Origin of the sequence: Pedobacter frigiditerrae (assembly GCF_032678705.1) — a bacterium.
Classification (GTDB): Bacteria; Bacteroidota; Bacteroidia; order Sphingobacteriales; family Sphingobacteriaceae; genus Pedobacter; species Pedobacter frigiditerrae_A.
In genome coordinates, this window is record NZ_JAVTSS010000001.1 from 576803 (window position 1) to 601232 (window position 24430).

General features: G+C 34.6%; 14 protein-coding genes and 1 tRNA gene. 13 read left to right on the forward strand and 2 right to left on the reverse strand.

All coding sequences use genetic code 11. The features are described 5' to 3' along the window. Positions 1-44 precede the first annotated feature (44 nt). Positions 45-701 carry an ankyrin repeat domain-containing protein gene (locus R2Q59_RS02520; RefSeq protein WP_316783412.1) on the reverse strand — a complete coding sequence of 219 codons (657 nt, stop codon included), beginning with the start codon at positions 699-701 and terminating at the stop codon, positions 45-47. 636 nt (positions 702-1337) lie between these two features. On the opposite strand from R2Q59_RS02520, the gene R2Q59_RS02525 reads away from it, so the two are divergent. From R2Q59_RS02525 to R2Q59_RS02540, 4 genes are all read left to right on the forward strand, one after another. Continuing rightward, on the forward strand, positions 1338-3911 hold the full coding sequence (locus tag R2Q59_RS02525; RefSeq protein ID WP_316783414.1) for a DNA translocase FtsK: 2574 nt from the start codon (positions 1338-1340) through the stop codon (positions 3909-3911). Between the two features lie 56 nt (positions 3912-3967). Next, positions 3968-4618, forward strand: coding sequence for a LolA family protein (locus R2Q59_RS02530; RefSeq protein ID WP_131552923.1), 651 nt, complete (start codon positions 3968-3970; stop codon positions 4616-4618). A 154-nt stretch (positions 4619-4772) separates the two neighbouring features. After that, entirely contained in the window at positions 4773-5534 is a 762-nt protein-coding gene (locus R2Q59_RS02535; protein WP_316783416.1) for an MBL fold metallo-hydrolase, read from the forward strand. Between the two features lie 95 nt (positions 5535-5629). Next, a tRNA-Leu gene (locus R2Q59_RS02540) sits at positions 5630-5713 on the forward strand. Between the two features lie 70 nt (positions 5714-5783). Here the strand turns inward: R2Q59_RS02540 and R2Q59_RS02545 are convergent. Beyond that, positions 5784-6149, reverse strand: coding sequence for a DUF2200 domain-containing protein (locus R2Q59_RS02545; protein WP_316783418.1), 366 nt, complete (start codon positions 6147-6149; stop codon positions 5784-5786). A gap of 311 nt (positions 6150-6460) precedes the next feature. Here R2Q59_RS02545 and R2Q59_RS02550 point away from each other — a divergent pair, with 311 nt between their 5' ends. The 9 genes from R2Q59_RS02550 to R2Q59_RS02590 all read left to right on the forward strand — a co-directional run bounded on the left by R2Q59_RS02550 (position 6461) and on the right by R2Q59_RS02590 (position 24428). Beyond that, positions 6461-8776: a beta-galactosidase gene (locus R2Q59_RS02550; RefSeq protein ID WP_316783420.1), complete on the forward strand. Its 2316-nt coding sequence runs from the start codon at positions 6461-6463 to the stop codon at positions 8774-8776. A 35-nt stretch (positions 8777-8811) separates the two neighbouring features. Further along, on the forward strand, positions 8812-10320 hold the full coding sequence (locus tag R2Q59_RS02555; RefSeq protein ID WP_316765462.1) for a M60 family metallopeptidase: 1509 nt from the start codon (positions 8812-8814) through the stop codon (positions 10318-10320). Between the two features lie 11 nt (positions 10321-10331). Then, complete coding sequence (locus R2Q59_RS02560; RefSeq protein ID WP_316783422.1) at positions 10332-12572, forward strand: glycosyl hydrolase family 95 catalytic domain-containing protein; 2241 nt, start codon at positions 10332-10334, stop codon at positions 12570-12572. 780 nt (positions 12573-13352) lie between these two features. After that, positions 13353-16379, forward strand: coding sequence for a SusC/RagA family TonB-linked outer membrane protein (locus tag R2Q59_RS02565; RefSeq protein ID WP_316783424.1), 3027 nt, complete (start codon positions 13353-13355; stop codon positions 16377-16379). A gap of 14 nt (positions 16380-16393) precedes the next feature. After that, complete coding sequence (locus tag R2Q59_RS02570) at positions 16394-17962, forward strand: RagB/SusD family nutrient uptake outer membrane protein (RefSeq protein ID WP_316783427.1); 1569 nt, start codon at positions 16394-16396, stop codon at positions 17960-17962. 23 nt (positions 17963-17985) lie between these two features. Then, positions 17986-18666: a hypothetical protein gene (locus R2Q59_RS02575; RefSeq protein WP_316783429.1), complete on the forward strand. Its 681-nt coding sequence runs from the start codon at positions 17986-17988 to the stop codon at positions 18664-18666. Between the two features lie 11 nt (positions 18667-18677). Beyond that, positions 18678-19697: a DUF5007 domain-containing protein gene (locus tag R2Q59_RS02580; protein ID WP_316783431.1), complete on the forward strand. Its 1020-nt coding sequence runs from the start codon at positions 18678-18680 to the stop codon at positions 19695-19697. Between the two features lie 31 nt (positions 19698-19728). Beyond that, positions 19729-22899, forward strand: coding sequence for a SusC/RagA family TonB-linked outer membrane protein (locus R2Q59_RS02585; protein ID WP_316783433.1), 3171 nt, complete (start codon positions 19729-19731; stop codon positions 22897-22899). A gap of 17 nt (positions 22900-22916) precedes the next feature. After that, entirely contained in the window at positions 22917-24428 is a 1512-nt protein-coding gene (locus R2Q59_RS02590) for a RagB/SusD family nutrient uptake outer membrane protein (RefSeq protein WP_316783435.1), read from the forward strand. The last annotated feature ends 2 nt before the right edge of the window (positions 24429-24430 follow it).

Sequence of the window (24430 nt, forward strand, 5' to 3'; positions counted from 1 at the left end):
GCTTGCAAAGTCTTGATACTTGATACTCAGGACTTGATACTCCTCTAATCTTCAGGCATTAAAATCTCTGCAATTTCGATAAAACCTTTTTCTGCGGCTAAATCAGCTGGTAATTTCCCGCCTTCCATTCTCAACGTTACCTCAGCACCGTGTTCCAACAATAAAATAATCAATTCAATATTACCTAATTGAGCAGCAGAATGTAAAGGTGCAACTCCAGATTTCTGACAAACATTAGGGTATGCGCCAGCATCTAACAACATTTTGGTAATGTTAAAATTGTTAGATGCAACGGCAGAATGGATTGGGAAAACATTGTATCCATTTTTACTTGCCACATTTACTTCAGCACCTTTTAGAACTAAAAAACGAGCAATATCTTCGTGGGCAAAATAACAAGCTAAACCAAGTGGCGTAAATCCATCTATGGAGAATGAATTGATTTTAGAAGGGTCCTTAAATATTAAAAGCGTTACATCATCAAATTTACCTACTGCACAAGCATCAAATAAACTTAACTCCGGAACAAATTCTGCAATAGTTTTAGCTATTTCTTGTTTTTTGTAGTAACAAGCCAATAATACTGGAGAAATATGGTGCGAAGTAGTTTGATTAGCTAATTGAGGTTTTTCTGAAAGTAACGCAATAATTTCATCTAACTGGTCATTTTCTATAAGTGATTCGAGATGCGCAATATCCATTTTAAAATTTAATTAATACTAACACGTTAAATTAACAAAAATAAATTGAGAATGTTAAATGTTAATAGCAGATTTAGTGGTTTATTGAGGATGATGAAATTTAAAATAATTGTTTTCTCGCAGATGTACGCTGATTAAAAATGAACACAGAAAAGTCGCAAAACATAATTTCTAGCGTAGAGAATTTAAACATTAAGGAATTAAGAAGATGAAGTCTTAATGGTAGTTAATTTCTTAATGTTTGGTGTAAGGCGTTTTGCAACCTTAATTTCTTATTCGAACCTGAGTAAACTAAACCTGATTGAGCCGGCAGCCCCTAATTTCTTTATTAGGGCTATAGGCGAAAGCAGGAGTAACGCTCAAATGAAATACTGTAACTGCTTTTCTAACCGCTTTAAAACAAAAAAAATCCTGCTCAATATCATCAAGCAGGATTAACCTAAAACAAAACTATCTAAACGGAATTTATTCAGTTTAAGGTAAGACTATTGTTTTTAAAGAAAGTTTAATAGCCAAGAGATAATTTTTTTAAGAGGCTTTGGCAAATCGAAATTATTTCTTTAAATCGTAATTGATTTGTATAGTACAAACAACTATATATTTTATATTTGTTGATTAATAATATTTTAAGGAAAGATGTCTGTAAAGGGGAATTCATTCAAGTCAAATTCATTTAAGCAAGATACTGAACCTGCAAAAGCTGGTCAGAGGCAGACAGCCACAAAAGCACCCCGAGCCAAGGTAGATATCATGCCGTCTTTCGATTTGCAAAATGGCAGGCTTGTTAAAATTATCGGACTATTTTTTATCATTATATCCATCTATTTTTTAGTTGCATTTACTTCTTATTTGTTTACTTGGCAAGAAGACCAGAGCTATGTAATCGACTCAAATGGAGGTTGGAGCAATCTTTTTAAGACTGGGGATGAGCTAAGAAATGTTGCAGATGGACCAGGAATACAGAACTGGTTAGGTAAAATTGGTGCACTGTTATCGCATCAATTTATTTATGAATGGTTTGGGGTTGCCTCATTCATTTTCATTTTTGTGTTTTTTGTAATTGGTTATCGCTTGCTTTTCAAAGTGAAAATTTTCGCAGTAGAAAAGGTTTTGGGATATAGCTTTTTCTTCTTGTTATTTTTATCGTTAACGTTTGGTTTCGGGCACTCGTTTTTTGCTGAAACACCACATTTTTTAGAGGGAGAGATTGGGTTTTGGAGTAACAAATTATTAGTTGCGCAAATTGGACAAGCTGGGGTTGGCGGCTTAATTGTGTTTTTAGGTTTAACCATTTTAATTATCGCTTATAATATCGATTTCAAAATTCCTGAAAGAAAAAAGGAGGTGTATTTAGATAACGAAGTTGATGATTATGTAAATGACATTAGAGACGCTGAGGCTAGAAATAGAGAGGTTGAAGAACCTTCAGGTCCAGTTGAATTTAGTATAAACGATAGATTTAAGAACGAGCCTAAAAAAGAACAAAACATTGTGTTAACACCAAGTCGTTTTGAAAATAAAGAAGAAACAGTAGATGATATTATTGCTGCTCCTTTAGCTACAAACGTAATGTTAACCCCAACGGTTAGTGCAGCTGCTGCCGCTATGCCATTAGAAGTTGCACCAGAACCAGCTTTTACGGTACAGAAAAGTGAAGATGAAGCAAAGGCTGAAGGATTAGTTGAGCAGTTTGGAAATTATGATGAGAAGTTGGATTTATCTGGCTATCAATATCCTAATTTAGATTTATTAGAGAATTATGGTTCTAACAAAATCTCTGTAAATGCAGAGGAGTTAGAGGCAAACAAAAATAAGATTGTAGAAACTTTAAATCATTACAATATTGAGATTGATAAGATTAAAGCGACAATCGGCCCTACGGTAACTTTGTATGAGATTATTCCAGCTCCTGGTGTTCGTATCTCTAAAATCAAAAACTTAGAAGATGATATTGCGTTAAGCTTAGCGGCTTTGGGTATTCGTATCATTGCGCCAATGCCTGGTAAGGGAACCATTGGTATCGAGGTTCCAAATCAGCATCCAGAAATGGTATCGATGCGTAGCATTTTAAATACTGAAAAATGGGCAACAAATACGATGGATTTGCCAATTGCTTTGGGTAAAACCATCAGTAACGAAGTATTTATTGCGGATTTAGCTAAAATGCCTCACTTATTGGTAGCGGGAGCAACTGGACAAGGTAAGTCGGTTGGTATTAATGCTATTTTGGTTTCCTTGTTATTTAAAAAACATCCAGCGCAGCTGAAATTTGTTTTGGTTGACCCGAAAAAAGTAGAGTTAACTTTATTTAATAGAATTGAACGCCACTTTTTAGCAAAACTCCCAGGTGAAGCTGATGCAATTATTACGGATACTAAAAAAGTAGTAAATACTTTGAATTCATTGTGTATTGAAATGGATCAACGTTATGATTTATTGAAAGATGCACAAGTAAGAAATTTAAAGGAGTACAATGATAAATTCATCAAGCGTAAGTTAAGTCCGAATAATGGACACCGTTTTTTACCTTTCATTGTTTTAGTTGTGGATGAGTTTGCCGACTTAATGATGACGGCTGGTAAAGAAGTAGAAGCACCGATTGCTCGTTTAGCGCAACTAGCTCGTGCCATTGGTATTCACTTGGTATTAGCAACACAAAGACCTTCGGTAAATATCATTACAGGAACAATTAAAGCGAATTTCCCTGCAAGGTTGGCATTTAGGGTTTTATCAAAGATCGATTCACGTACAATTTTAGATAGTGGTGGTGCAGACCAGTTAATTGGTAGGGGAGATATGCTATTATCTACTGGAAGCGACTTAATAAGGCTACAGTGTGCTTTCGTTGATACACCAGAAGTAGACCGTATCTCTGAATTTATTGGTAACCAAAGAGGATATCCTGATGCCTATCAATTGCCAGAATATATTGACGAAACGGCAGAACAAAACAAAGCAGATTTCGACCCAGATGATAGGGATCCATTATTTGAAGAGGCTGCACAGCTGATAGTTACACATCAACAAGGTTCTACATCCTTAATTCAACGTAAAATGAAATTAGGTTACAATAGGGCCGGTAGAATTATAGATCAATTAGAAGCAGCAGGTGTGGTTGGTCCGTTTGAAGGAAGTAAGGCAAGAGAAGTTTTATTGCCAGACCAATATGCTTTGGAACAGTTCTTGAATAACTTAAATAACAAACAATAGATTTAACGTTTTGCTAACCAGTACAGAGAGTTGTTAGCAGAGATAATTTAAAACACATGAAAAAAATAATATTAGCATTAATCGTAGTTAGCTCATTAGGTTTTACTGCAAATGCACAAACAGATGCGAAAGCAAAAGCGATTTTAGCCGAGGTAAGTAAAAAATATCGTACTTATGATGTTGTAAAAACTGATTTTACATTTACATTGAACAACGCTCAAGCTAAAGTAAAAGAAACACAACAAGGAACTTTATATGTTAAAGCAAATGCAAATAAGTATAAAGTGGCTATGACTAACCAAGATTTGATTAGTGATGGTAAAGTACAGTGGACTTATTTAAAAAACGATAAAGAAGTTCAAATTTCTAATGTTGATAATAGCAGTGATGCAATTAACCCAGCCAAGATTTTTACTATTTATGAAAAAGGATTTAAGTATTTGTTTACTGGAGAAAGTAAAGTAGGTGCAAAAACTTATCAAATGATAGATTTATCGCCAACTGATGCCAAAAAGACTATATTCAAAGTACGCTTAAGTATTGATAAAGCTACTAAGCAGATTGCTAATGTGGTTATCTTCGAGAAAAACGGAAATACTTATACTTATAACGTTAAAACATTTACACCAAACGCAAAAGTTCCAGAAACAACTTTCGCTTTCGATGCTAAGAAATACCCAGGCGTAGAAGTGGTGGATTTAAGATAATTTTAATTCTAATACATGTTAAAAAGGTTTGGACAATTGTTCAAACCTTTTTTGTTTTAGGTGTTTTTTAAGTATTATTGCCTTAGTTGAATTGTCATGCTGAGCTAGCTTGTGCTGAGCAAGTCGAAGCAAAGCATCTCTATAATAAAACATATTGAAAATCACTTTTTTAGGTACAGGTACTTCGCAGGGCATTCCAGTAATTGGATGTGGCTGTGCCGTTTGCCAATCTACCGATACAAGAAATAATAGGTTAAGGGTTTCTGTATTGATAGAAACCGATGATAAAACAATAGTTATAGATAGTGGTCCAGATTTCAGGTATCAGATGCTTAGGGCAAAGGTTAATGACTTGGATGCGATTATTTACACTCACGAGCATAAAGACCATGTTGCAGGCTTAGATGACATTAGACCCTATAATTATTTGCTTAAAAAAGTAATAGATATTTATGCAACTGTAAGGGTACAGGATGCCTTAAGAAGAGAGTTTTCTTACATTTTCGAAGACACTAAATATTTTGGTTTGCCACAAATTCAATTACACACAGTGGATGCGCAGCCATTTTTGATAGGAAAAACTACAATTGTTCCTTTCGAAGTGATGCACCATAAACTACCAGTTTTAGGTTACAGATTTGGTGATTTTACTTATATCACTGATGCCAAAACAATCTCTGACGAATCATTAGAAAAAATAAAAGGAAGTAAAATCTTAGTCATCAATGCCTTGCAGAAGGAGAGCCATATTTCTCATTTTACGTTGGATGAAGCAATTGCCTTTGCGAATAAAGCAGGTGCAGCAGCAACTTATTTTACGCACATGAGCCATAATTTAGGTTTACACGCAGATATTGAAAAAGAATTGCCATCGCATATTAAATTGGCGTTTGATGGGTTGAGTTTTGATTGCTAAATTGCTTAATTGTTAAATTGTTGTGAAGCAATAGCACAATTCAACAATAAAACAATCTCTTAAAATCAATCATTCTATTATATTTGCAATTATATACCTAGGTGGCGGAATTGGTAGACGCACCAGCTTGAGGGGCTGGCGCCTGTATGGGTGTGGGAGTTCGAATCTCCTCTTGGGTACAAAATATAAGAGTCCTAATAATTAAATCATTAGGACTTTTTTTATTGATATTTTAAGCTTCTCTAAATCTTAAGAACCCCTCAATATCTTTTCCATTTTTCTGCCTTTTGCCAGCTCATCTACCAATTTGTCTAGATAGCGTACCTGTTGTGTTAAAGGATTTTCGATATCTTCTATGCGATAGCCACAGATTAAACCAGTTATGAGAGGAGCATTTACATTAAGCTTTGCCTTTTGAAAGAAGGTTTCAAAAGTTACTTTTTTGTCAATGAGTTCTTGTAGTTTCTCATCATCAAAGCCCGTTAGCCATGTTATTACCTGATGCAATTCTTTAATCGTTCTGCCTTTCCGTTCTACTTTTGCAATGTACATTGGATAGACAGATGAAAAGGTCATATTTGCCATTCGCTGATTGTGTATGTCGGAAGTGTTCATATAATCTACTTTATAAAATTTGCGCTATACCAAAGATAGTTGAAAATCTAAATCACCCAAATGTTTGGAATAAGTTTATGGATGCTAATGTTTTAATGTGCTTCTATGTCAACACAAACGTTTGATTTATTGTGTTTTAACCTATAAAGTTAGGGTGAGAAGTAAAAAAAATCCTTTAATAAAATAAAAATCAAACGTTTGTGTTGTGAATAACCATGCATAAAAGAATATACATGTCTATTTTGGCTTTAATTAATTTGGCTTATACATTTATTGTTAAGTTAAATAAAATTACTCCAAATTGAATCAGAATGAATCTTAGAACGTTACTCATTGCTTTTACGCTATTTTTTGTAAACTCTTTAAAAGCTCAACAAACACAAAGTTTTGCCATTGGTACAGAAAATTTCGAATTAAATGGAAAACCTTACGTAATTCGTTGTGGCGAAATGCATTTTGCTCGTATCCCGAAAGCAGAATGGCGTAGCCGATTGAAAATGGCCAAGGCAATGGGCTTAAATACGGTTTGTGCCTATCTGTTTTGGAATGTGCATGAAAATCAAAAAGATCAATTTACTTGGTCTGGTCAGGCAGATGCCAAAACATTTTGCAAAATAGCACAAGAAGAAGGTCTGTACGTTATTTTAAGACCTGGTCCTTACTCTTGCGCCGAATGGGAGTTTGGTGGTTTTCCTTGGTGGTTATTAAAGGATAAAACGATCAAATTACGTACTCAACACCCTTACTTTTTAGAACGAAGTAAAAAATATTTAATGGCGGTTGGTAAAGAATTAGCTCCACTTCAAATTAATAAGGGAGGTAATATTTTAATGGTGCAGGTAGAGAATGAGTATGGAAGTTATGGAAGCGACAAAGCTTACATGAACATCATTAAATCTAATTTACAAGAGGCTGGCTTTACGGTTCCATTATTCCATTGCGATGGGCCCTCTCAATTAAAAGCTGATCACCCTGATGGTTTGTTTGCAGTTGTAAATTTTGGGAGTAATCCAGAAGCGAATTTTAAAGCACTTAGAGATTTGCAACCTACAGGGCCATTAATGTGTGGTGAATATTATCCAGGTTGGTTTGATAGCTGGGGCAGGCCGCACCATAAAGGCGATACCAAAAGAATTGTAAATGAATTAAAGTATATGCTCGACCAAAAAGCTTCATTTAGTATTTATATGGTGCATGGTGGTACGACATTTGGTACTTATGCAGGTGCAAATTCGCCGCCATATTTACCTCAAACGAGCAGTTATGATTATGATGCACCTATAGACGAGGCTGGTAATCCAACAGAAAAATTTTATGCTTTAAGAGAACTTTTTGGAAAATACTTACAAGAAGGGGAACAGCTTACCCCAATTCCTGCGAAACATAAATCCCAAACATTAGCCTCTGTAAAGTTTAATTCCTTTTCTGCATTAAATCAGAATTTACCCAAAGCTACCTTAAGTGAAACCCCAATGTTGATGGAAGATTTAAATCAAGATTTTGGTTGTGTGATGTATAAAGCTAACATCTCAGCAGGTGCTAAAACAATGTTAACTTTTGATGAGCTACATGATTATGCTTTGGTTTACCTAGATAACAAGTTAATTGGAAGTTTAGACAGAAGAAAAAGCAAATTCAGCATAGAATTACCTGCAAGAATTAAAGCCACACAACTTTCTGTTTTGGTTGAAGCAACAGGTCGTGTAAACTATGGTGGGCACATGCATGATAGAAAAGGTATCCATGGTCGTGTTTTCTTAATTGATGAAAATAAAAAAACAGAAATAAAAAATTGGAAGAACTATCCAATTCGATTAGGCGATGTAACTATTCCTGTTAAATACCAGGCGTTTGCTAAACAAAAGCCAGAAGCAGGTTTTTACAAAGGTACTTTTACTGTAAACACTATTGAAAATACTTATCTAAATGTAAGTAAATGGAATAAAGGTTTGGTTTGGGTTAACGGACATTGTTTAAGCCGTTACTGGAGCATTGGGCCAACACAAACTATGCTTGTTCCAAAAAGTTGGTTAAAGAAAGGATTAAATGAAGTTGTTGTGTTCGATTTATATGGCTCAGCAAAACCAGAATTAACATTCTTAGATCATCCGATATTAGATCAAGTAAATGAAATAAGACCACAAAAACATAAATCTGCAAATCAAAAATGGGATGCTACTACTTTAACGCCAACTGCAGAAGGCAGCTTTGAAAATACCAATAAATGGCAAACAATAACATTTAAACCAAGTTCTGGTAGATATTTTGCGCTAGAGGCCTTGTCTGAGCAAAGAGGACAGCCATTTACCACCATTGCCGAAATTAATTTATATGATGCCAAGGGTAATGAAATACCACGTACCAATTGGAAGGTTGTGTTTGCTGATAGTGAAGAAATAGGTGGAGACGATGGAAGCGCAGTAAATGTTTTCGATTTACAGTTTACGAGTGTTTGGCATACCGAATGGGAAAACAGGTCGCCAAAACCTCCACATCAAATTGTAATAGATTTAGGTAAGAATTACGAGTTAGGAAGCGTAAAAGTATTACCAAGGCAAGATAATGCAAATGGCAGAATTAAAGATTACAAGATTTACCTGTCTACAACCTTATTTAAAGGATTATAAAAACAATTAATCACAAATACACTAAACACACACAAATGAAACAATTATTAACCATTGCATTTTTAGCAGCAGGGCTAACCACCTTTGCGCAAGATGCAACAAAAGATCCTGCAACAGTTTTAATTTCTCCACAGAAAACTTTGTCTAAAAATGATACAGTTTTTAGAACGGCAATTTCAAAATGGAGTGATGAGACCTTAAAAAGTACAGATTACAAAAATATCAAAGCCCAGCGATCAGCAAATGTTTTTCCTGGTGCTGTAAAAGCTGGGTATCAATTTGTAAATAAAAAAGTAACCATCGATCACAAAAAAATGGCTGATAGTTTGGTTTCAATAGTTTCTACATTGGGTTACTCTGGACATGATAATGCAACTATGTACAGTACTGGCCTATATGCCATGGCTGGAGAGTACATAGAAATTGATGTGCCAAAAAACACGAATGTACAAGATTTAGAAGTTCAAATAGGTGCACATAGTGATCGTTTAAACACTTGGGTTGCAGGTAAAGAAGACTGGCGTAGAATGCCCATCATCACTAAAAAACAAAAATTAGTGATTGGTAAGAATAAACTGGCCTCTCCATTTGGTGGCTTAATTTATATCAATATTAAGCCAAAAGGCGATAGCAGAACGGTTGATTTTAATATCAGCCATGCAATTGCTGCACCACTTTTTGTGTTGGGTAAATCATCAAAAACTGATTGGGAAAATCAATTGAAAAACAATAAAGCCCCTTGGGGTGAAATGGCAACTGAAAATGTAATTTTAACCTTGCCAGATAGCGTTTTGCAAACTATTAAAAATCCTGAAGAAGTTTTAAAATTATGGGATTTAGTAGTGCTTGGCGAATTAGATTTAGCAAATATGCCAGCGCCATTTTACAGGCCACAACGCATGGTGCCTGATGAACATATTGGGGGTGGGTATATGCACAGTGGTTATCCAATCATGATACATCATTCACCCACCAGAAAAATGCTGTCTAATGAAATCATGGCTAATCCAGAATTGTTAATGAAACCGAGTAAAGGTGGAGCAAATTGGGGATTCTTTCACGAAATTGGGCATAACATGCAAAACCTAAACTGGGTTTTTGGAGGTACAACAGAGGTAAGTAATAACTTCTTTTCTATTTATATGTTTGATAGATTGATGGGGGGAAGAGATGATTCTCATAGTGGTGTATCAAGCGAAAATACCCAGAAAATGATGAAAAAGTATTTTAAGGAAGGTCCTGGTTATGAAAAATGGAAAAATGATCCTTTCCTTGGATTAATCATGTTTCGTCAGATGCAAGAAGGATTTGGATGGGAAAGCTTTAAGTCTTTCTTTAAGGAATATCAAAAAATAGGGCCGAGTATAGGTAGGATGAACGATCAGAAAAAGCGTGATTTATGGGTTAAAACCTACTCGAATGTTGTAAAAAGAAATTTGGCGCCTTTTTGGGAAATATGGGGAATTCCAATTAGTGATGATGTAGAAAAAGAGTTGGAGAAATATCCGCAATGGAAACCATTTAATTTTCCTCCTCAGAATTAGTAGCTTGCTTTATGATGAAAAAAATATCATTCGTAGTAATCATCAGCTTTGCTTATCAAATTAGCTTAGCTCAAACCTTATCAAATTATAACCTCAGTTTTGACAAGCTAGCCAATAGGTGGGATGAAGGAATGCCTTTAGGCAATGGAATGTTAGGGGCTTTAATTTGGGGAAAGGGTGATAAGCTAAGGCTTTCTTTAGATCGAGCTGATTTATGGGATGAAAGAAAAGCCTTGCCAGATTTAACTACTTATAGTTTTAAATGGGTACAACAACAGGTCGAAAAAAAAGAATATCGTATTGTTCAAAAAACATTGGATGAACCTTATCATGAAACAACACCTACTAAAATTCCGGCAGCTGCCATTGAGTTTGATGTAAGTAGCTTCGGTAAAGTGTTATCAAACGTTTTGGATATAAACACAGCCTTAAACACCGTGAAATTTCAAAATGGGATAGTGTTTAATTGTTATATTCATGCTACAAAAAATCAAGGTTTTTTCGGTTTCGAGAATCTAGTAAATGTTGATGTATTACCTAATTTAATTGTGCATAATTATGCAGGTAATGAGAAAATTGCAGGAGATAATAGCCACGCCGGTCAAGGTTTGCAAAAATTAGGCTATGCCAAAGGCGATGTGATTAAGACTCAAAATAGCATCCGTTATAAACAACCAATGACTGATGGACATTTTTATGAAGTGTTAATCACATGGCAAAAAATAAAGAATAAAATTATAGGTTCCTGGACGGTTACTAAGGATACCGAAGCCGTTATTGCGCCTATATCTACAACTGCAAAAGAGCCAACTGGTTGGGATACACATATCAAATGGTGGACAAATTATTGGAGTAAGTCTTCTATATCTATTCCAGATGATTTGGTGCAAAAACAATACTACCTTGAAATGTATAAATTAGGCTCTGCTGCAAGAAAAGGTGCACCAGCCATTACATTACAAGCGGTATGGACAGCAGATAATGGAAGTTTGCCACCATGGAAAGGCGATTTTCATAATGATTTAAATACGCAATTGAGTTATTGGCCAACTTATACATCAAACCATTTAGCAGAGGGAAAAACTTTTACAGATTGGCTTTGGAAGGTTAAAGAAGAAAGTGAAATATATACCAAAAACTATTTTGGTGTACCTGGGCTAAATATCCCTGGTGTAGTAGCATTAAGTGGTAAGCCGATGGGTGGATGGGTACAGTATTCAATGAGTCCAACTGTAAGTGCTTGGTGTTCACAACATTTTTATTGGCAATGGAAATACAGTATGGATGAGAAATTTCTAAAAGAACAAGCCTATCCATACATTACACAGTCGGCTACTTTTTTAGAAAACATTACTTTCTTAAAAGATGGAGTTAGGATGTTGCCTTTAAGCTCTAGTCCAGAATATAATGATAACGATATTTCTGCCTGGTTTAAAAAATGGAGTAATTTTGATTTAAGCCTAGCTAAATTTTTATTTAAAGCGGCAAAAGAAGTTTCAATTGCCAAGGGCGATGAAAAAGGTGCAAAACATTGGGCAGTTATTGCTAGTCAATTGCCAGATTACGAAGTGAATGAAACGGGCTTTACCATTGCACCAGGACAGAACTTAGTCTCTTCCCATCGTCACATGTCTCAGTATATGGGTATTTATCCATTGGCATTATTAGATTATAATAAAACTGAAGATAAAGTCCGTATTGATAATTCATTTAAACAAATAGAGGCAAAGGGAACAAGAGCTTGGGTAGGTTATTCTTTTAGTTGGATGGCATCATTATATGCAAGAGCTTACCAAGCAGATAAGGCGATTAAACAATTACAAATATTTGCTTCAAATTTCTGTTCGCCAAATAGTTTTCATTTAAATGGAGATCAAAAAGGCGGTCAATATTCTGGCTTTACTTACCGCCCTTTTACTTTGGAAGGAAATTTTGCCTTTGCGCAAGGTGTACATGAATTGCTGTTGCAAAGTAGAGATGGATATATAGAAGTTTTCCCGGCTGTACCAAGCACTTGGAATGAATGTTCTTTTAAAGACTTGCGTGCAGAAGGTGCATTTTTAATTAGTGCAAACTATAAAGATGGAATGATTATCAGGATGGAAATTTTATCAGAAAATGGAGGTGTATTAAATATCAAACTTCCTGAAGGCAACTTTGCCTTGCTTTCTAGACCAAATCTTACTATAAGAGAAAGGGCTAGGGTGCTTACACAAAAAGGAGAAAGACTGGTTTTTGTAAATAAAGGATAAGCCTGTAAAAAGGATAAGTACATTAGAACCCTTAATACAACTAAACGAGTTTGTATTAAGGGTTTTTGTATGTAATAATTTCTTGTAAAGGCAACAGGAATTATTATTTAATTAATAATCAGCTTAAACATTCGCTAAAGTTTAATAAATCTCTTTAAACTATTAAAATACAAACGTTTGCACACAGTTTGTTTTGCTTTGTTTTTTAATCTAATTAACTGATAATTAAAGGTGTATGTGATTTTTAGATCTCTATAAAGATCTTTTGTAATCGATTTAAAAATTTATGCTTTTAATCAACTTTCAGTTTCAATTGCCTCGTTGCCGCGATGTGCTTAAAATTTACAAAATAGCCTAGTTATCACTGCTTTAAGTGTGTTTAAACACGTGTTTTTTTAGAATAATAGATGATTTAAACAAACGTTTGCGCTGTGAAAAAAAATAAAAACTGCTTTCTTAACCTATACCTTGCATTAACAAAAATAAACGAACTAGGAATTTTTTTATTGCCTTATAGCTTAAATGAATTCTCTTATTAGTTAAAAGAAAGAATGCCTCTAACCAGGGTATTTGATGAACAAAACAAACTAACCGTTCTTATGCAGTTTAAAAATTGCATTAAGAATTAATGTTAACCAAAATAAACCAAAACCGAATGCGTAAAACTTTACTCTCTGTCTATCGAAATTATTATTCTACCGAGTCTCGTGTAGATGCAACTGTTGCCATAATATAAGCAACATCATTTAATATCAAATAAAAACTTAATAAACTAATCAAATGGTTAAAATCATTACAAGCATTTTCTGCACCTTGATGTTATCTTTTTTTGGTTTTCCAAATGCTAAGGCTAATCTAAAGACAAACTCTTCAAAGAGTATCTTTTTAATTAACCCTGAATTAGAAAATAAACTAGCTATTGTTATTGATACTAATAAGAAAAAGCTAGCCAAAGATTCTAAAGTTTCGGATACCTCAAAAAATAGTGAACTAGGTAAGAAATTCAATTATCAATTTCAAAATAATGTAGATTCATTAAGAATAGGATCTTCAAGAGCTATTCCGAATCTTTCATTACAACAGATGTTAAAGGGTAACATAACTGGTTTATATGTACAGGAAACCAATGGGGAGCCTGGTACTGAGCAAAGTATGATTATACAAGGAACATCAGCTCCAATATTTACAAAAAAGGATATTTACAATGTACAACCTGCTGTTTATTTAAATGGTGTTTATTTAGTGCAGGATAATCCATTTGCATACGATGTGCAAAAGTATGATTACAATAGAATTGGTCCAGCTACAAATTTATTAGCCAATATAGATGTAGATAATATTCAATCTATTGTGGTTATCAAAGATCCTATTTCATTGGCTAAACTTGGTCCGAATGCGGCCAATGGGGCAATCTGGATTACAACCAAATCTGCAAAAAGCGGTTTGAGGGAAATCAGTTTAAATACATACGTAGGATTTGTACCAGCTGGAAATGTTCAAACTGTAAATGGTGTATTCGAAAATAATTTTCGTACGCCGTTTTACAAAAAATATGCAAGCAAAGCTAATTATGATAATTATGCTAGTTTCTTAAGAGATTCTACTAACCTAGATTATTTTGGAAAATCGAACTGGAATGACCTGTATTACAAAAATACAGAAATTTACGGTGCCAATTTGGGTATTACTGGAGGTAATGAGCGTGCAAACTTTAGGTTTTATGGCACAGGATCAAAAAGTGCTAGTAACGCTGATGAAACTTCCTTGAGTAAATACAATGCATTTTTTAACATCAACATGATGCCTTTTAAATGGATGACTGTTTCTAGTTTCTTAAATGCAGCAAGAATGGATAGAAATAGAAATAGAAGTTTACGCGATCGCTTCGCAGAAGTAAGATATTTACCAGATTTCTCTAACCCATTATCACCTAATAAGGATAATTATAATTTGTTCTTAAACGAATATTCGAAAGTTGTAGATGACAATAGAAACAACTTATTAAATGGGTCGTTGGCATTAAACCTTCAATTGATGCCAAAAATGAATTTCAGCACAGCAGTTGTATTTGACTATAATGAAGGTTTAAGAGATGCTTTTTATCCAACTACATTAATGGACAATGTTAATTATGTATCTGGATTTTTTGGCTATAACCAACGATTTGGTTTAAATAATTTGCTAAGCTATAATTATGAGCTTAACAAGGATCATTCTTTTGAATTTGAGCTAGGGCAATCTTTGCAAGCTGATGCATATAAATACAATTACGCTAGAGGTTATAATGGAAATAGCGATTTTATAAAAATCAACGTGGTTGATGGTGATGCAAATAATTCTGACTACCTAAATGCCATAGGCAATTTCTACATATTTAGGTATGCTGATAAAATGAAGAATGGTTTGATTTCATTTTTTGGGAACGTTAAATATAAATACAAAGACTTGTTAAGCATTGGTGCTATTATTAGAAGAGATGGTTCTTCTAACGGACAACCAGATAGCCGATGGATCAATACTCCAGCTTTTAGTATAGACTGGAATTTGAAGAATCAATTATTACGTGACAATAAGTTTTTTGACGATTTAACTCTAGGTGCTTCTTGGGCTAGATCTGCCAAGATATTTTTAGACGACCGTTTTGGTGCTGGTCCTCAGTATAGAACTGAATATGGCTGGAATGAAGAGCCAACTATACCAACTTTTGGTGGTTTTCAAGGTATTTCTCGTCCATATAACACAGGCTGGGTAGGCTACGGTGTAACATTACCTTATGTAGATCGCTTAAATATCTCTGCGTCTGCAGCTGTTTTAAACAATAGATTAAGTGCTAGTTTGGTGCTTTATAATCGCGATGACAAAAATCAACTTTTAAATATTCCATTATCTGCAGAAAGCGGTTATGCAAGTATTTATAAAAATGGAATGGCTATCAATAATAAAGGAATTGATTTAACCTTTACAGGCAATGTTCTACAATCTGAAAAATCATTACGCTGGACCACCGCATTAAACCTAAACTATAACAGGAATGAGTTAACGGCCTTGCCAGATGGTTTAAGTGAATTAGTAATAGGTAATAATAAACTAAAGGTTGGTCAATCGGTTGGTGCCTATTGGTTGTATACTAACAATGGAATTTACAATAGCGATGCCGAAGTTCCAACAAACTCAGCAACCGGACAGAAGTTAACCTTTAATGGTTTAGCCTTAAAAGCTGGCGATCCAAAATGGGTTGATTACAATGGCGACTACAACATTACAGATGCTGATAAGCAATTTACAGGAAATAGAATGCCGAAAATAGTTGGCGGTTGGGTAAATGATTTCAGTTATAAAAATTTCGAATTGAACTTCCATTTTTTCTTTGCGCTTGGTCAAAAAGCAATTAACCAGTTTGATGCTGCTAGATATGATTTTGCTAATAGAGAATCTGCGAGCGACATCAATTCTGTAAAAGAAATTACAAGCTGGCAAACAACAGATAAAGTGAAAAGTTATCCTATCTATAATGTATGGAGTAATGTAATTCCTTATCGCACAGATCAAGATTTATTCTTGGAAAATGCCTCTTACGTTAAGCTTCGCTCGGTAACATTAGGTTATGATTTAACAAAAACAAAGTTTATAACCAATGCGAAATTAGGATTCAGAAGAGCTTATTTATACCTAACAGGAAGTAATTTGCTAACCATTACAAACTTCTCAGGTAAAGATCCTGAGTTGATCAACTACAATGGCAATTATGATGGTACAAGTTTACCTATTGCCAGGACTTTCACATTAGGTTTAAAATTAGATTTATAGGAGCGCAAATTATTATGATATCATTAAAATATAAAGGCGTTAAATTAAATAAGATTTTAATTGCGCTATTATTAACCACGCTTGTAACATCCAATTTTTCTTGTAAAAAAATACTCGATGTGCAATCTACCCGATTGGCAGCCGAAGAAAATTTATGGAAAAACCAAGAGGATGCCAAAGGAGCATTAATTGGGATGTATACCTTAATGCGTACAGCTATGGTGGCTGATAATACACATTGGTTATTGGGCGATTTAAGACAAGGAGATTTTGTATCAACTAATCGTTCTGATTTAAAAGCAATTATTGATGGACAATTAAATGCATCATACCCAGTAATGAACAGCATTACCAACTGGAGAAGATTTTATTCAGTTATAAATGCAGCAAGTTTATTTATAGAACGATCTCGTGAAATTGTGGCAAATGACCCTCGTTATACGCCAATAAATAATCAGGCAGACGTGGCTCAAGCTAGGGCCATGAGAGCTTTTGCTTATTTCTATATGGTGCGTATTTGGGGTGATGTGCCTTTGTTGATTACATCTCATGATGGCGATTTCACTAAACACCCACGTACCTCTAAAGATAAAGTTTTAGCATTTGCAACGTCAGAATTATTATTGGCGGCTAAGGTTTTACCTTATAGATATGGTGGCACAGATGTAAATCTTCCAGGTTTATATTATGGGAACAATTGGCCAACTTGGAATGGGGTATTGTTAACTAAATTATCAGCCTATGCTATATTAGCGCATATTGCGGCATGGCAAGGCAATTATTTAGATTGCGAGGTATATACCAAATTTTTTATTGATAATATATCTCAATTAAACGGGGATGGAAGTTTTGGGGTTAAGTACATCACTACCGAAGAATTAACTGAAAATGTTAATGGTTATAGCCCTTTTGCATTTAAACGTGCTGTACAAATTGTGGGTTTTGGTTTTGAGTATGGTAACGGAGAAGCTACCGCTAATGGTCATATAGAGCAATTAACATTAGCTAAACCAATAATTTTAAAAGAGTACCCTGAAATTTTTGTTCCGAAAGATACCATAAGAAAAGTATTTACAGATAACAACGACTTGCGTTTCAGTCTAGATCCATTAACAAACCTTTATCGTACAAATTATTTTACAAATTACAATAGTGAGCGTCCTTTGTTCAGTAAAATTAAAGTAATTGGAGCTGCTCAAACTGGTGGCAATTTCGCCTTCTTTACTTCAGCGGTTTTGTTTACACGAATTGAAGAAATAACCTTATTAAGGGCAGAGGCTTTGGCGGTTTTAGGTTTACGCAATGATGCGATAAATGCTTTAAACCAAGCTGCTTCTTTAAGAGGTACCGCTCCATATTTGTCTAGTTCATCAGCAGATTTAATAAATGCCATTTTTGCCGAAAGAAGAAGAGAGTTAATGGGAGAAGGATGGCGTTGGTATGATTTAGTTCGCTATAATAGAATTAAAAAAAACAACCCAGCATTTAACGCATTGTTAGCTAACGATGGAATTTATTGGCCAGTATCAAAAGATATATTAAATGCCAATCCTCAAATCAAACAAAATCCATATTGGAATTAGTGATATAAATCATTTAAAATAAGATGATGAATAGAAATAGAAAAATATTGCAGTGGCCAATCATGTTATTGGTTCTAATAGCCATGGCTTTTACTGCATGTAAAAAAGATTCGGAATATTACGATTATGAAAATAACGTAAAGGAGTTTAATGGTACTGTGTTACAGTATTTAGAAGCTCAACCGGTTAATACATTCGATTCGGTGTTGCTAGTTTTAAACCGACTACCAGCATTAAAAGATACATTAACTAATAACAATGTAACCTTTTTTGCACCAACAAATGCTAGTTTTCAAGCAGCAATTAAGAATTTAAATATTTTACGCAAGTCTCAAGGCAAAACACCATTGTATTTAAAGGATTGTGATTTAAGCTCGCTAGATATTCTTACCTCTAGATATATCATAAGAGGAAGTAGAACTACCGAAGCTTACGCTCCATTTGCAGATGGCGTACTGTACGCTAGTGTTAATTATGGCTATCAAATGCATATTCAGTACGATAAATTGAATGCATCAGGTTTTGTACAAGGTGGCCCTCAATCAATTATTTATAGCGATCCAAAGAATAATATTTTCGAAAAATATTGGGAAAGGTCAAATACAAATGCTGTAAATATTAAGGCTAAAAATGGAGTAATTAATGTTTTAGCACCATTGCATGACTATGGTTTTAACGAATTTGTAAGTAGGGTTAATAAATAAGATTTAAGGTAATGAACAATAGAAAATATTTATCATTAATGGGCTTAATGCTTTTAAGTATCGCATTAATCACAGCTTGTAAAAAGAACATTCCAGATGAAAGATTGTCATTAGGAAAAGATTCTCAATTTACAATATCAACTTACCAACCAGTATTAGGACGTAATACGCTATTCTCTGATAATTTCTTTGTTGGAAGTTCGTCTGTTCCACTAGATTTTAAAATCGTGAATATGCGCAGGTTTACTGGAGAGCCAGCTCCAGAATTAACAGAATATTTTCCTGTGCAAGTTTGGAAATCAGCGTATGATGGAACTGAAAAATCTATAGCAGAAATTGAAGCCAAACGTAAAACAGAAAACCACCAATTATTTGAAATCCGCCAACATTCTGGCCAGTTTTTAATGTGGAATAGAGCTAATTCGAATTTTGTGAGAGCGCAGCCAGATTCTGGTTATGTGTTTGATGTTGAGGTTTCTAACTCTGGCGGTCGTCGTTATTTTAAGGATATGAAATTGAGGCCATTTAAAGAACGCCCTTTTGAACCATCAAACTTAAACCCAACCACTGGCCAAGCTATTAGTACTGGAGTATTTCCATCCTTAATAAGTAACATTAGAGGCGAGAAAACGGGGCGGTTTTTATTTGATGTAGAAGTACAATTTAAAAAGAATAACGCTCCAGGTAATTCATTGTCTTTCAAGTTTATAGATTCATTACAGCAAGTTATTGATCCGAATAAATTTGCTGCAACAGATTGGGCAAATTTAGTGCATGGTTTTAACATGGTTAAAAATAGTGATTCTGTGAAATATGAGGTGGCTTATCCAATTCCGTTAGCGGCCTATCCAACAAAATACACAACCGCTACTGGTCAGCAGGCGAGGGCAGTTTTTAGATACAATCGTCAAGGTTTCGGCAATGTCATGGAAACTGGGTTATTAGGGATGAACTTTAACATTTTCGAACAGGGTAATTGGACAATCATATTCTGGTTCAGAACTGAACGTCCAAAATTCACTAATGAATAACAAGATGAACCTAAAATTTAATTTATCAAAGATGAGATATATTTACATATTCGCTTTATTGTTCCTGTTTTTAGGTATCAATCAAGAGGTTAAAGCACAAACTAAAAAGACTGTTACAGGTACAGTTTCCGATAATCAAGGAACTGTGCCTAGCGTTAACATCTTTTTAGATAGAAAGGCCATTGGAGTAACAAACTCAGACGGAGCCTTTTCTGTTTCTGTTCCAGAAAACGCAATTTTAGAGTTTTCATTTATTGGATATAAAACTGTTAAGGTAAGTGTTCAAGGCAAAACAAAGCTCGATATTAAGCTAGAAAATGATAACAACAACCTAAAAGAAGTAACTGTTTCTGGTTACGTTTCAAAAAGTAAAGAGACTTCTGTAGGTTCAAGTGTTAAAATTTCTGGTAAAGATTTACAAGCAGTACCTGTAGCCAATATTACAGACATGTTGCAGGGTAAAGTTGCAGGATTAAACATTCAGCAAAATACAGGTTCGCCTGGTATGAGGGGTTCTATGGCCATTCGTGGCTTATCTAGTACTAGCATTACAGGTACGGGTAACCAAGCATTTTTGCAACCTACCTCACCATTGTTTGTGGTTGATGGGGTTCCTATCGATGATAACCAAAACTTTACTTATGGTTTTCAATCGGCAGGTCCAGGTGTAAGCCCAATTGCCATGATCCCACAACAAGACATAGCAGATGTCGAGGTTTTAAAAGATGCGGCCGCAACAGCCTTGTATGGTTCTCGTGGTGCTTATGGTGTAATCTTAATTACAACTAAAAGAGGTAATTCTAAAATACCAATTATCACTTATAACGGACAATTTTTTGTGAGTGCTGTGCCAAAATTACGTTCGGTAATTGGTGGTGTTGATGAGCGTAATTTGCGTATTGCTCAAATTATGCAAAGTGATACCAGTTATTACCATGCCTTGGGTTTAATAAACGGAACGGCATTTATTGCTGATAGTTTAAATGCGTATTACAATAACTCTACAGATTGGCAATCTTATTTTTATAGAACAACTTATAATCAAACTCATAATTTAAATATCTCTGGAGGCGATCAAGCTTTTAATTATAAAGTGAATTTTGGTTACTTCGGTCAAAAAGGAATTCAAGAAAACACAGGTTTTAATAGATCCAATTTGAGGATGAACATGCAATATATGCCAAACCAGAAGTTTAAACTTTATGCTACCATAAATGGAGCATTAGGAAAACAACAAAAGGGTAGTGGTAACGGATTACTAAATACTGGTGTGGCCACTGGTGGAGCTTCATCATCATTATTACCATCGCCCTCCCAGTATTCGGCAGTAAATTCAGTTTTGGGGGCAGTAGTTACAGATAATGATAATAAAAGCGTTGATTTAAATAGTACGATAGAATTGAAATATGAGTTTGTTAAGAATTTTAGTTTAACATCTAATTTTAATTATACATTTAATACAGGTACAGAGGATAATTTCTTACCCGCATCTATTAATGGAGATAGATCACAGTTATTTGCTTATAACAGCGTTAAGAATGTTATTTACAATAGAAATCTATTACAATATATTTACTCTATTAAAGACAGCAAAGGAGAAGATGCGCATAACTTTATAACCTATGCTTTTACTGAAGTAAATTCTTCAAACTTTAAGGCAGATGTAATTCTGAACAATAAGGTAGTAAATGACTATTTAAGAGGGCCTATAGTTGGGGTTGATAATTATTTAACTTCTTTGGGAGGCACGCTTGATAATTTCTACCAAACCCGTTCTGTAGCATTTGCAGGAAGTTTTCAGTACAATTATAAACGTAGATATGTAATTGATGCTACTTACCGTTTTGATGGTAACTCGTCTAACGGTCCAGATGCAGGCTACACAAAGAGTCCATCAATCGGTATCAGATGGAATATTAACAATGAGCCTTTCTTAGAAAAACAGGTTAATACTTGGTTAAGTTATGCTTCGCTTCGTCTATCTTATGGTACAGTACTACAACCAAGCGGTTCTGTTTATGATGTTTATGGCGAATATCAATCACTAGGAAATTACAATGGTTCACAGTCGGTAGGTATTAGTAACGGCAGATCGCCAAATACCAACTTGCAACCTCAAAAAAATACAACCTTAAACTTTGGGTTTGATTTCGGTGTGTTAAAAAATAGGTTGACAGGTACTTTTGAGGCTTATTACAAACAATCTGATAATCTGTTTGGCACCAAGCCATTAGCTAACATCAATGGCTTTGGCGAAGTTACTACAAACGAAGAGGCATTGGTAAATATTGGTTATGAAGCTACCCTAACTGGAAGTTTATTGCCAAATTCAAGCAAGGCCAGGTTCACGGTTAGTGTAAATGGTGCCATTAACCATGATTACTTAACCGCTTTACCTAATGGCGTTCGTCAATTTATCTATGTGGATCCTACAACTGGGCAATCTATTCTTAAAAGAGTGGGAACAAATGCACTAGCAAACTTTATTTACAATACCAAAGGCGTTTATGGTAATAATAGCGATGTTCCCGTAGATCCTTTAACAGGGTTGAGATACAGAGCTCGTAATGCTGATGGATCTTTAGGGGGAATTTTAAATTATTTTAGAGCTGGTGATCCAAGATATACAGATCTAAATGGAGATTATATTTTAGATAACTATGATTTAGTTAATGCAGGTAATTCTCAAATTCGTTTTAGTGGAGGTGTAACTTTAGATTTTAGGTACAAAAACTTTAATATGCAAGTGCAAGGTACTGGTGTGTTAGGTAGAGATATCTTAAATAACGCTTTAGCTGCACAATTTCAAGCCTTTAATAACCCGTTGTCATTAAGTGGTTTAGTGCCAATTAGTGAGTATGATATTTGGAAAAATGCTGGTCAAACTGCCGTTTATCCAAATCCTTACGATTATTTGAGAAGCGGTATAGTTAATCCATATCGATTTGCTCAAACTTTGTTTCAAGAAGATGGATCATACTTTAAGCTTAACTACATTTCTGTTGGTTACACTCTAAATCAGCAGTTTACCAATCGCTTTGGTATGAATAGGGTTGTATTAGGTGGTACAGTAAATAACGTGTTTATGTTGTCTAATTATTCTGGACCAAATCCTGAAAATGTAAGTGCATTAGGAAGGGATTATTCAGGAGGCTATCCTTTACCTAGAACCTTTGTGGTTAACTTAAATATCGAGTTTTAATTTTTCAATTATAGATAATGAAAAAATATACAATTATACTTTTAATGGCTTTAACTTTTACGAGCTTAGGTTGTAAAAAGTTCTTGAACCTTACGCCAACGGATGCCCTGTCGGGTAACAATTTTTGGCAAACACAAAAAGATGTGGAAACCTTTACTAATGGTTTGTATGCTAAACTTAAAAATAAAGTTAACGCTGGTTTTGTAACAGTTGGCGACTTAAGGTCTGCACCTATTAATACCACAGATGGTAGTTATGGTACATTCCTTTCTAATAATGATTTAAGAGGATTACAATCGTCCTCATCACCAACTTCAGGAAATCCTGCTCAAACTCAATGGACAATTGGATGGACATTTAGGAACATCACTCAGTGGAAGCCATTTTACGACATTATTGCATCAGCCAATTTACTCTACGAAAAAATGGATGAAGTTCCGGCTGGCGTTTTAAGCGATGCAGAAATTAAAAGATATAAGGCAGAAGCAGTATTTGTGCGCAATTTATGTTACTTGTTTTTGGTTCGTTTATATGGAGATGTACCTTATTATACTTCTTCTTTAAATACTACAGCATTGCCAAGAACACCAATGCTACAAGTATTAAATAGCTGTATTACTGACATGGATGCGGTAAAAGCAGATTTGCCTTGGACATATACAAACCCATCTTTAGTTGGTGTTAGAGCCATGAGGGGTGGAGCAATTGCATTGTTAATGCACTTAAATATGTGGGCTGCTGGTTTTGATGCCGAAACAAATAAACCGAAATATTATACTAATGTTAAGCAATTAGGTATAGAAATCAGTAGTACATCTGATTATGGCTTGCTTACCTATACCCAAGAAGATAATAAAAGAATATTTAAAGGCAGAACAAAAGAAAGCTTGTTCGAAATTTTCCAAAGCTTCAATAATGGAGAGAAATTTTCAGGATATGCCAATCTTGGCTATGTATTAAGTCATTATCCTTATTTGGGGCCACAAAGTTTTACAACAAGTAGAGGCTTTTATTTAAAAACTTGGATGGATAAAATTTATTCGGATGGTGCACCAGACGTAAGAAAAGATCTTTGGTTTGAAAACAGAACTGCGAATAATACTACTTTTCAATTTAAAAAGTTTGCCAATGTTTATGTAAGCGGTATTTCGGTTCAAAACGATGATGACTTGATTATCTTCCGCTTATCAGATGCTTATTTACTTACTGCAGAAGCCTTAGCTGAGCTTGGGGAAGATATAGAAGCCAAAACTTATTTAAATAAAGTAAGACAACGTGCCAATGCAACTTCAATTAACAGTACAGGTGAAATTCTAAAAAAAGATATCTATTTAGAACGAGTTAGGGAATTAATGGGTGAAGGTCATTTTTATTATGATTTAGTAAGAACTAAAAAGATATGCGACCCAGAATATTGTATAAGTCCAGTTGCAGTGTCGAATTTTAATAGTGGCGCTTGGACTTGGCCAATTGATCAATCTGCATTAATAGAAAATCCGGGTATGACTTTAAATAATTATTGGAGATAGAA

What these genes read in the sequence shown, in the direction of transcription:
- R2Q59_RS02525 (WP_316783414.1), top strand. Translation starts at nt 1,338, where the DNA reads ATGTCTGTAAAGGGGAATTCATTCAAGTCAAATTCATTTAAGCAAGAT.
- R2Q59_RS02570 (WP_316783427.1), top strand. Translation starts at nt 16,394, where the DNA reads ATGATATCATTAAAATATAAAGGCGTTAAATTAAATAAGATTTTAATT.
- R2Q59_RS02555 (WP_316765462.1), top strand. Translation starts at nt 8,812, where the DNA reads ATGAAACAATTATTAACCATTGCATTTTTAGCAGCAGGGCTAACCACC.
- R2Q59_RS02550 (WP_316783420.1), top strand. Translation starts at nt 6,461, where the DNA reads ATGAATCTTAGAACGTTACTCATTGCTTTTACGCTATTTTTTGTAAAC.
- R2Q59_RS02585 (WP_316783433.1), top strand. Translation starts at nt 19,729, where the DNA reads ATGAGATATATTTACATATTCGCTTTATTGTTCCTGTTTTTAGGTATC.
- R2Q59_RS02545 (WP_316783418.1), bottom strand. Translation starts at nt 6,149, where the DNA reads ATGAACACTTCCGACATACACAATCAGCGAATGGCAAATATGACCTTT.
- R2Q59_RS02520 (WP_316783412.1), bottom strand. Translation starts at nt 701, where the DNA reads ATGGATATTGCGCATCTCGAATCACTTATAGAAAATGACCAGTTAGAT.
- R2Q59_RS02590 (WP_316783435.1), top strand. Translation starts at nt 22,917, where the DNA reads ATGAAAAAATATACAATTATACTTTTAATGGCTTTAACTTTTACGAGC.
- R2Q59_RS02575 (WP_316783429.1), top strand. Translation starts at nt 17,986, where the DNA reads ATGATGAATAGAAATAGAAAAATATTGCAGTGGCCAATCATGTTATTG.
- R2Q59_RS02580 (WP_316783431.1), top strand. Translation starts at nt 18,678, where the DNA reads ATGAACAATAGAAAATATTTATCATTAATGGGCTTAATGCTTTTAAGT.
- R2Q59_RS02530 (WP_131552923.1), top strand. Translation starts at nt 3,968, where the DNA reads ATGAAAAAAATAATATTAGCATTAATCGTAGTTAGCTCATTAGGTTTT.
- R2Q59_RS02560 (WP_316783422.1), top strand. Translation starts at nt 10,332, where the DNA reads ATGATGAAAAAAATATCATTCGTAGTAATCATCAGCTTTGCTTATCAA.
- R2Q59_RS02565 (WP_316783424.1), top strand. Translation starts at nt 13,353, where the DNA reads ATGGTTAAAATCATTACAAGCATTTTCTGCACCTTGATGTTATCTTTT.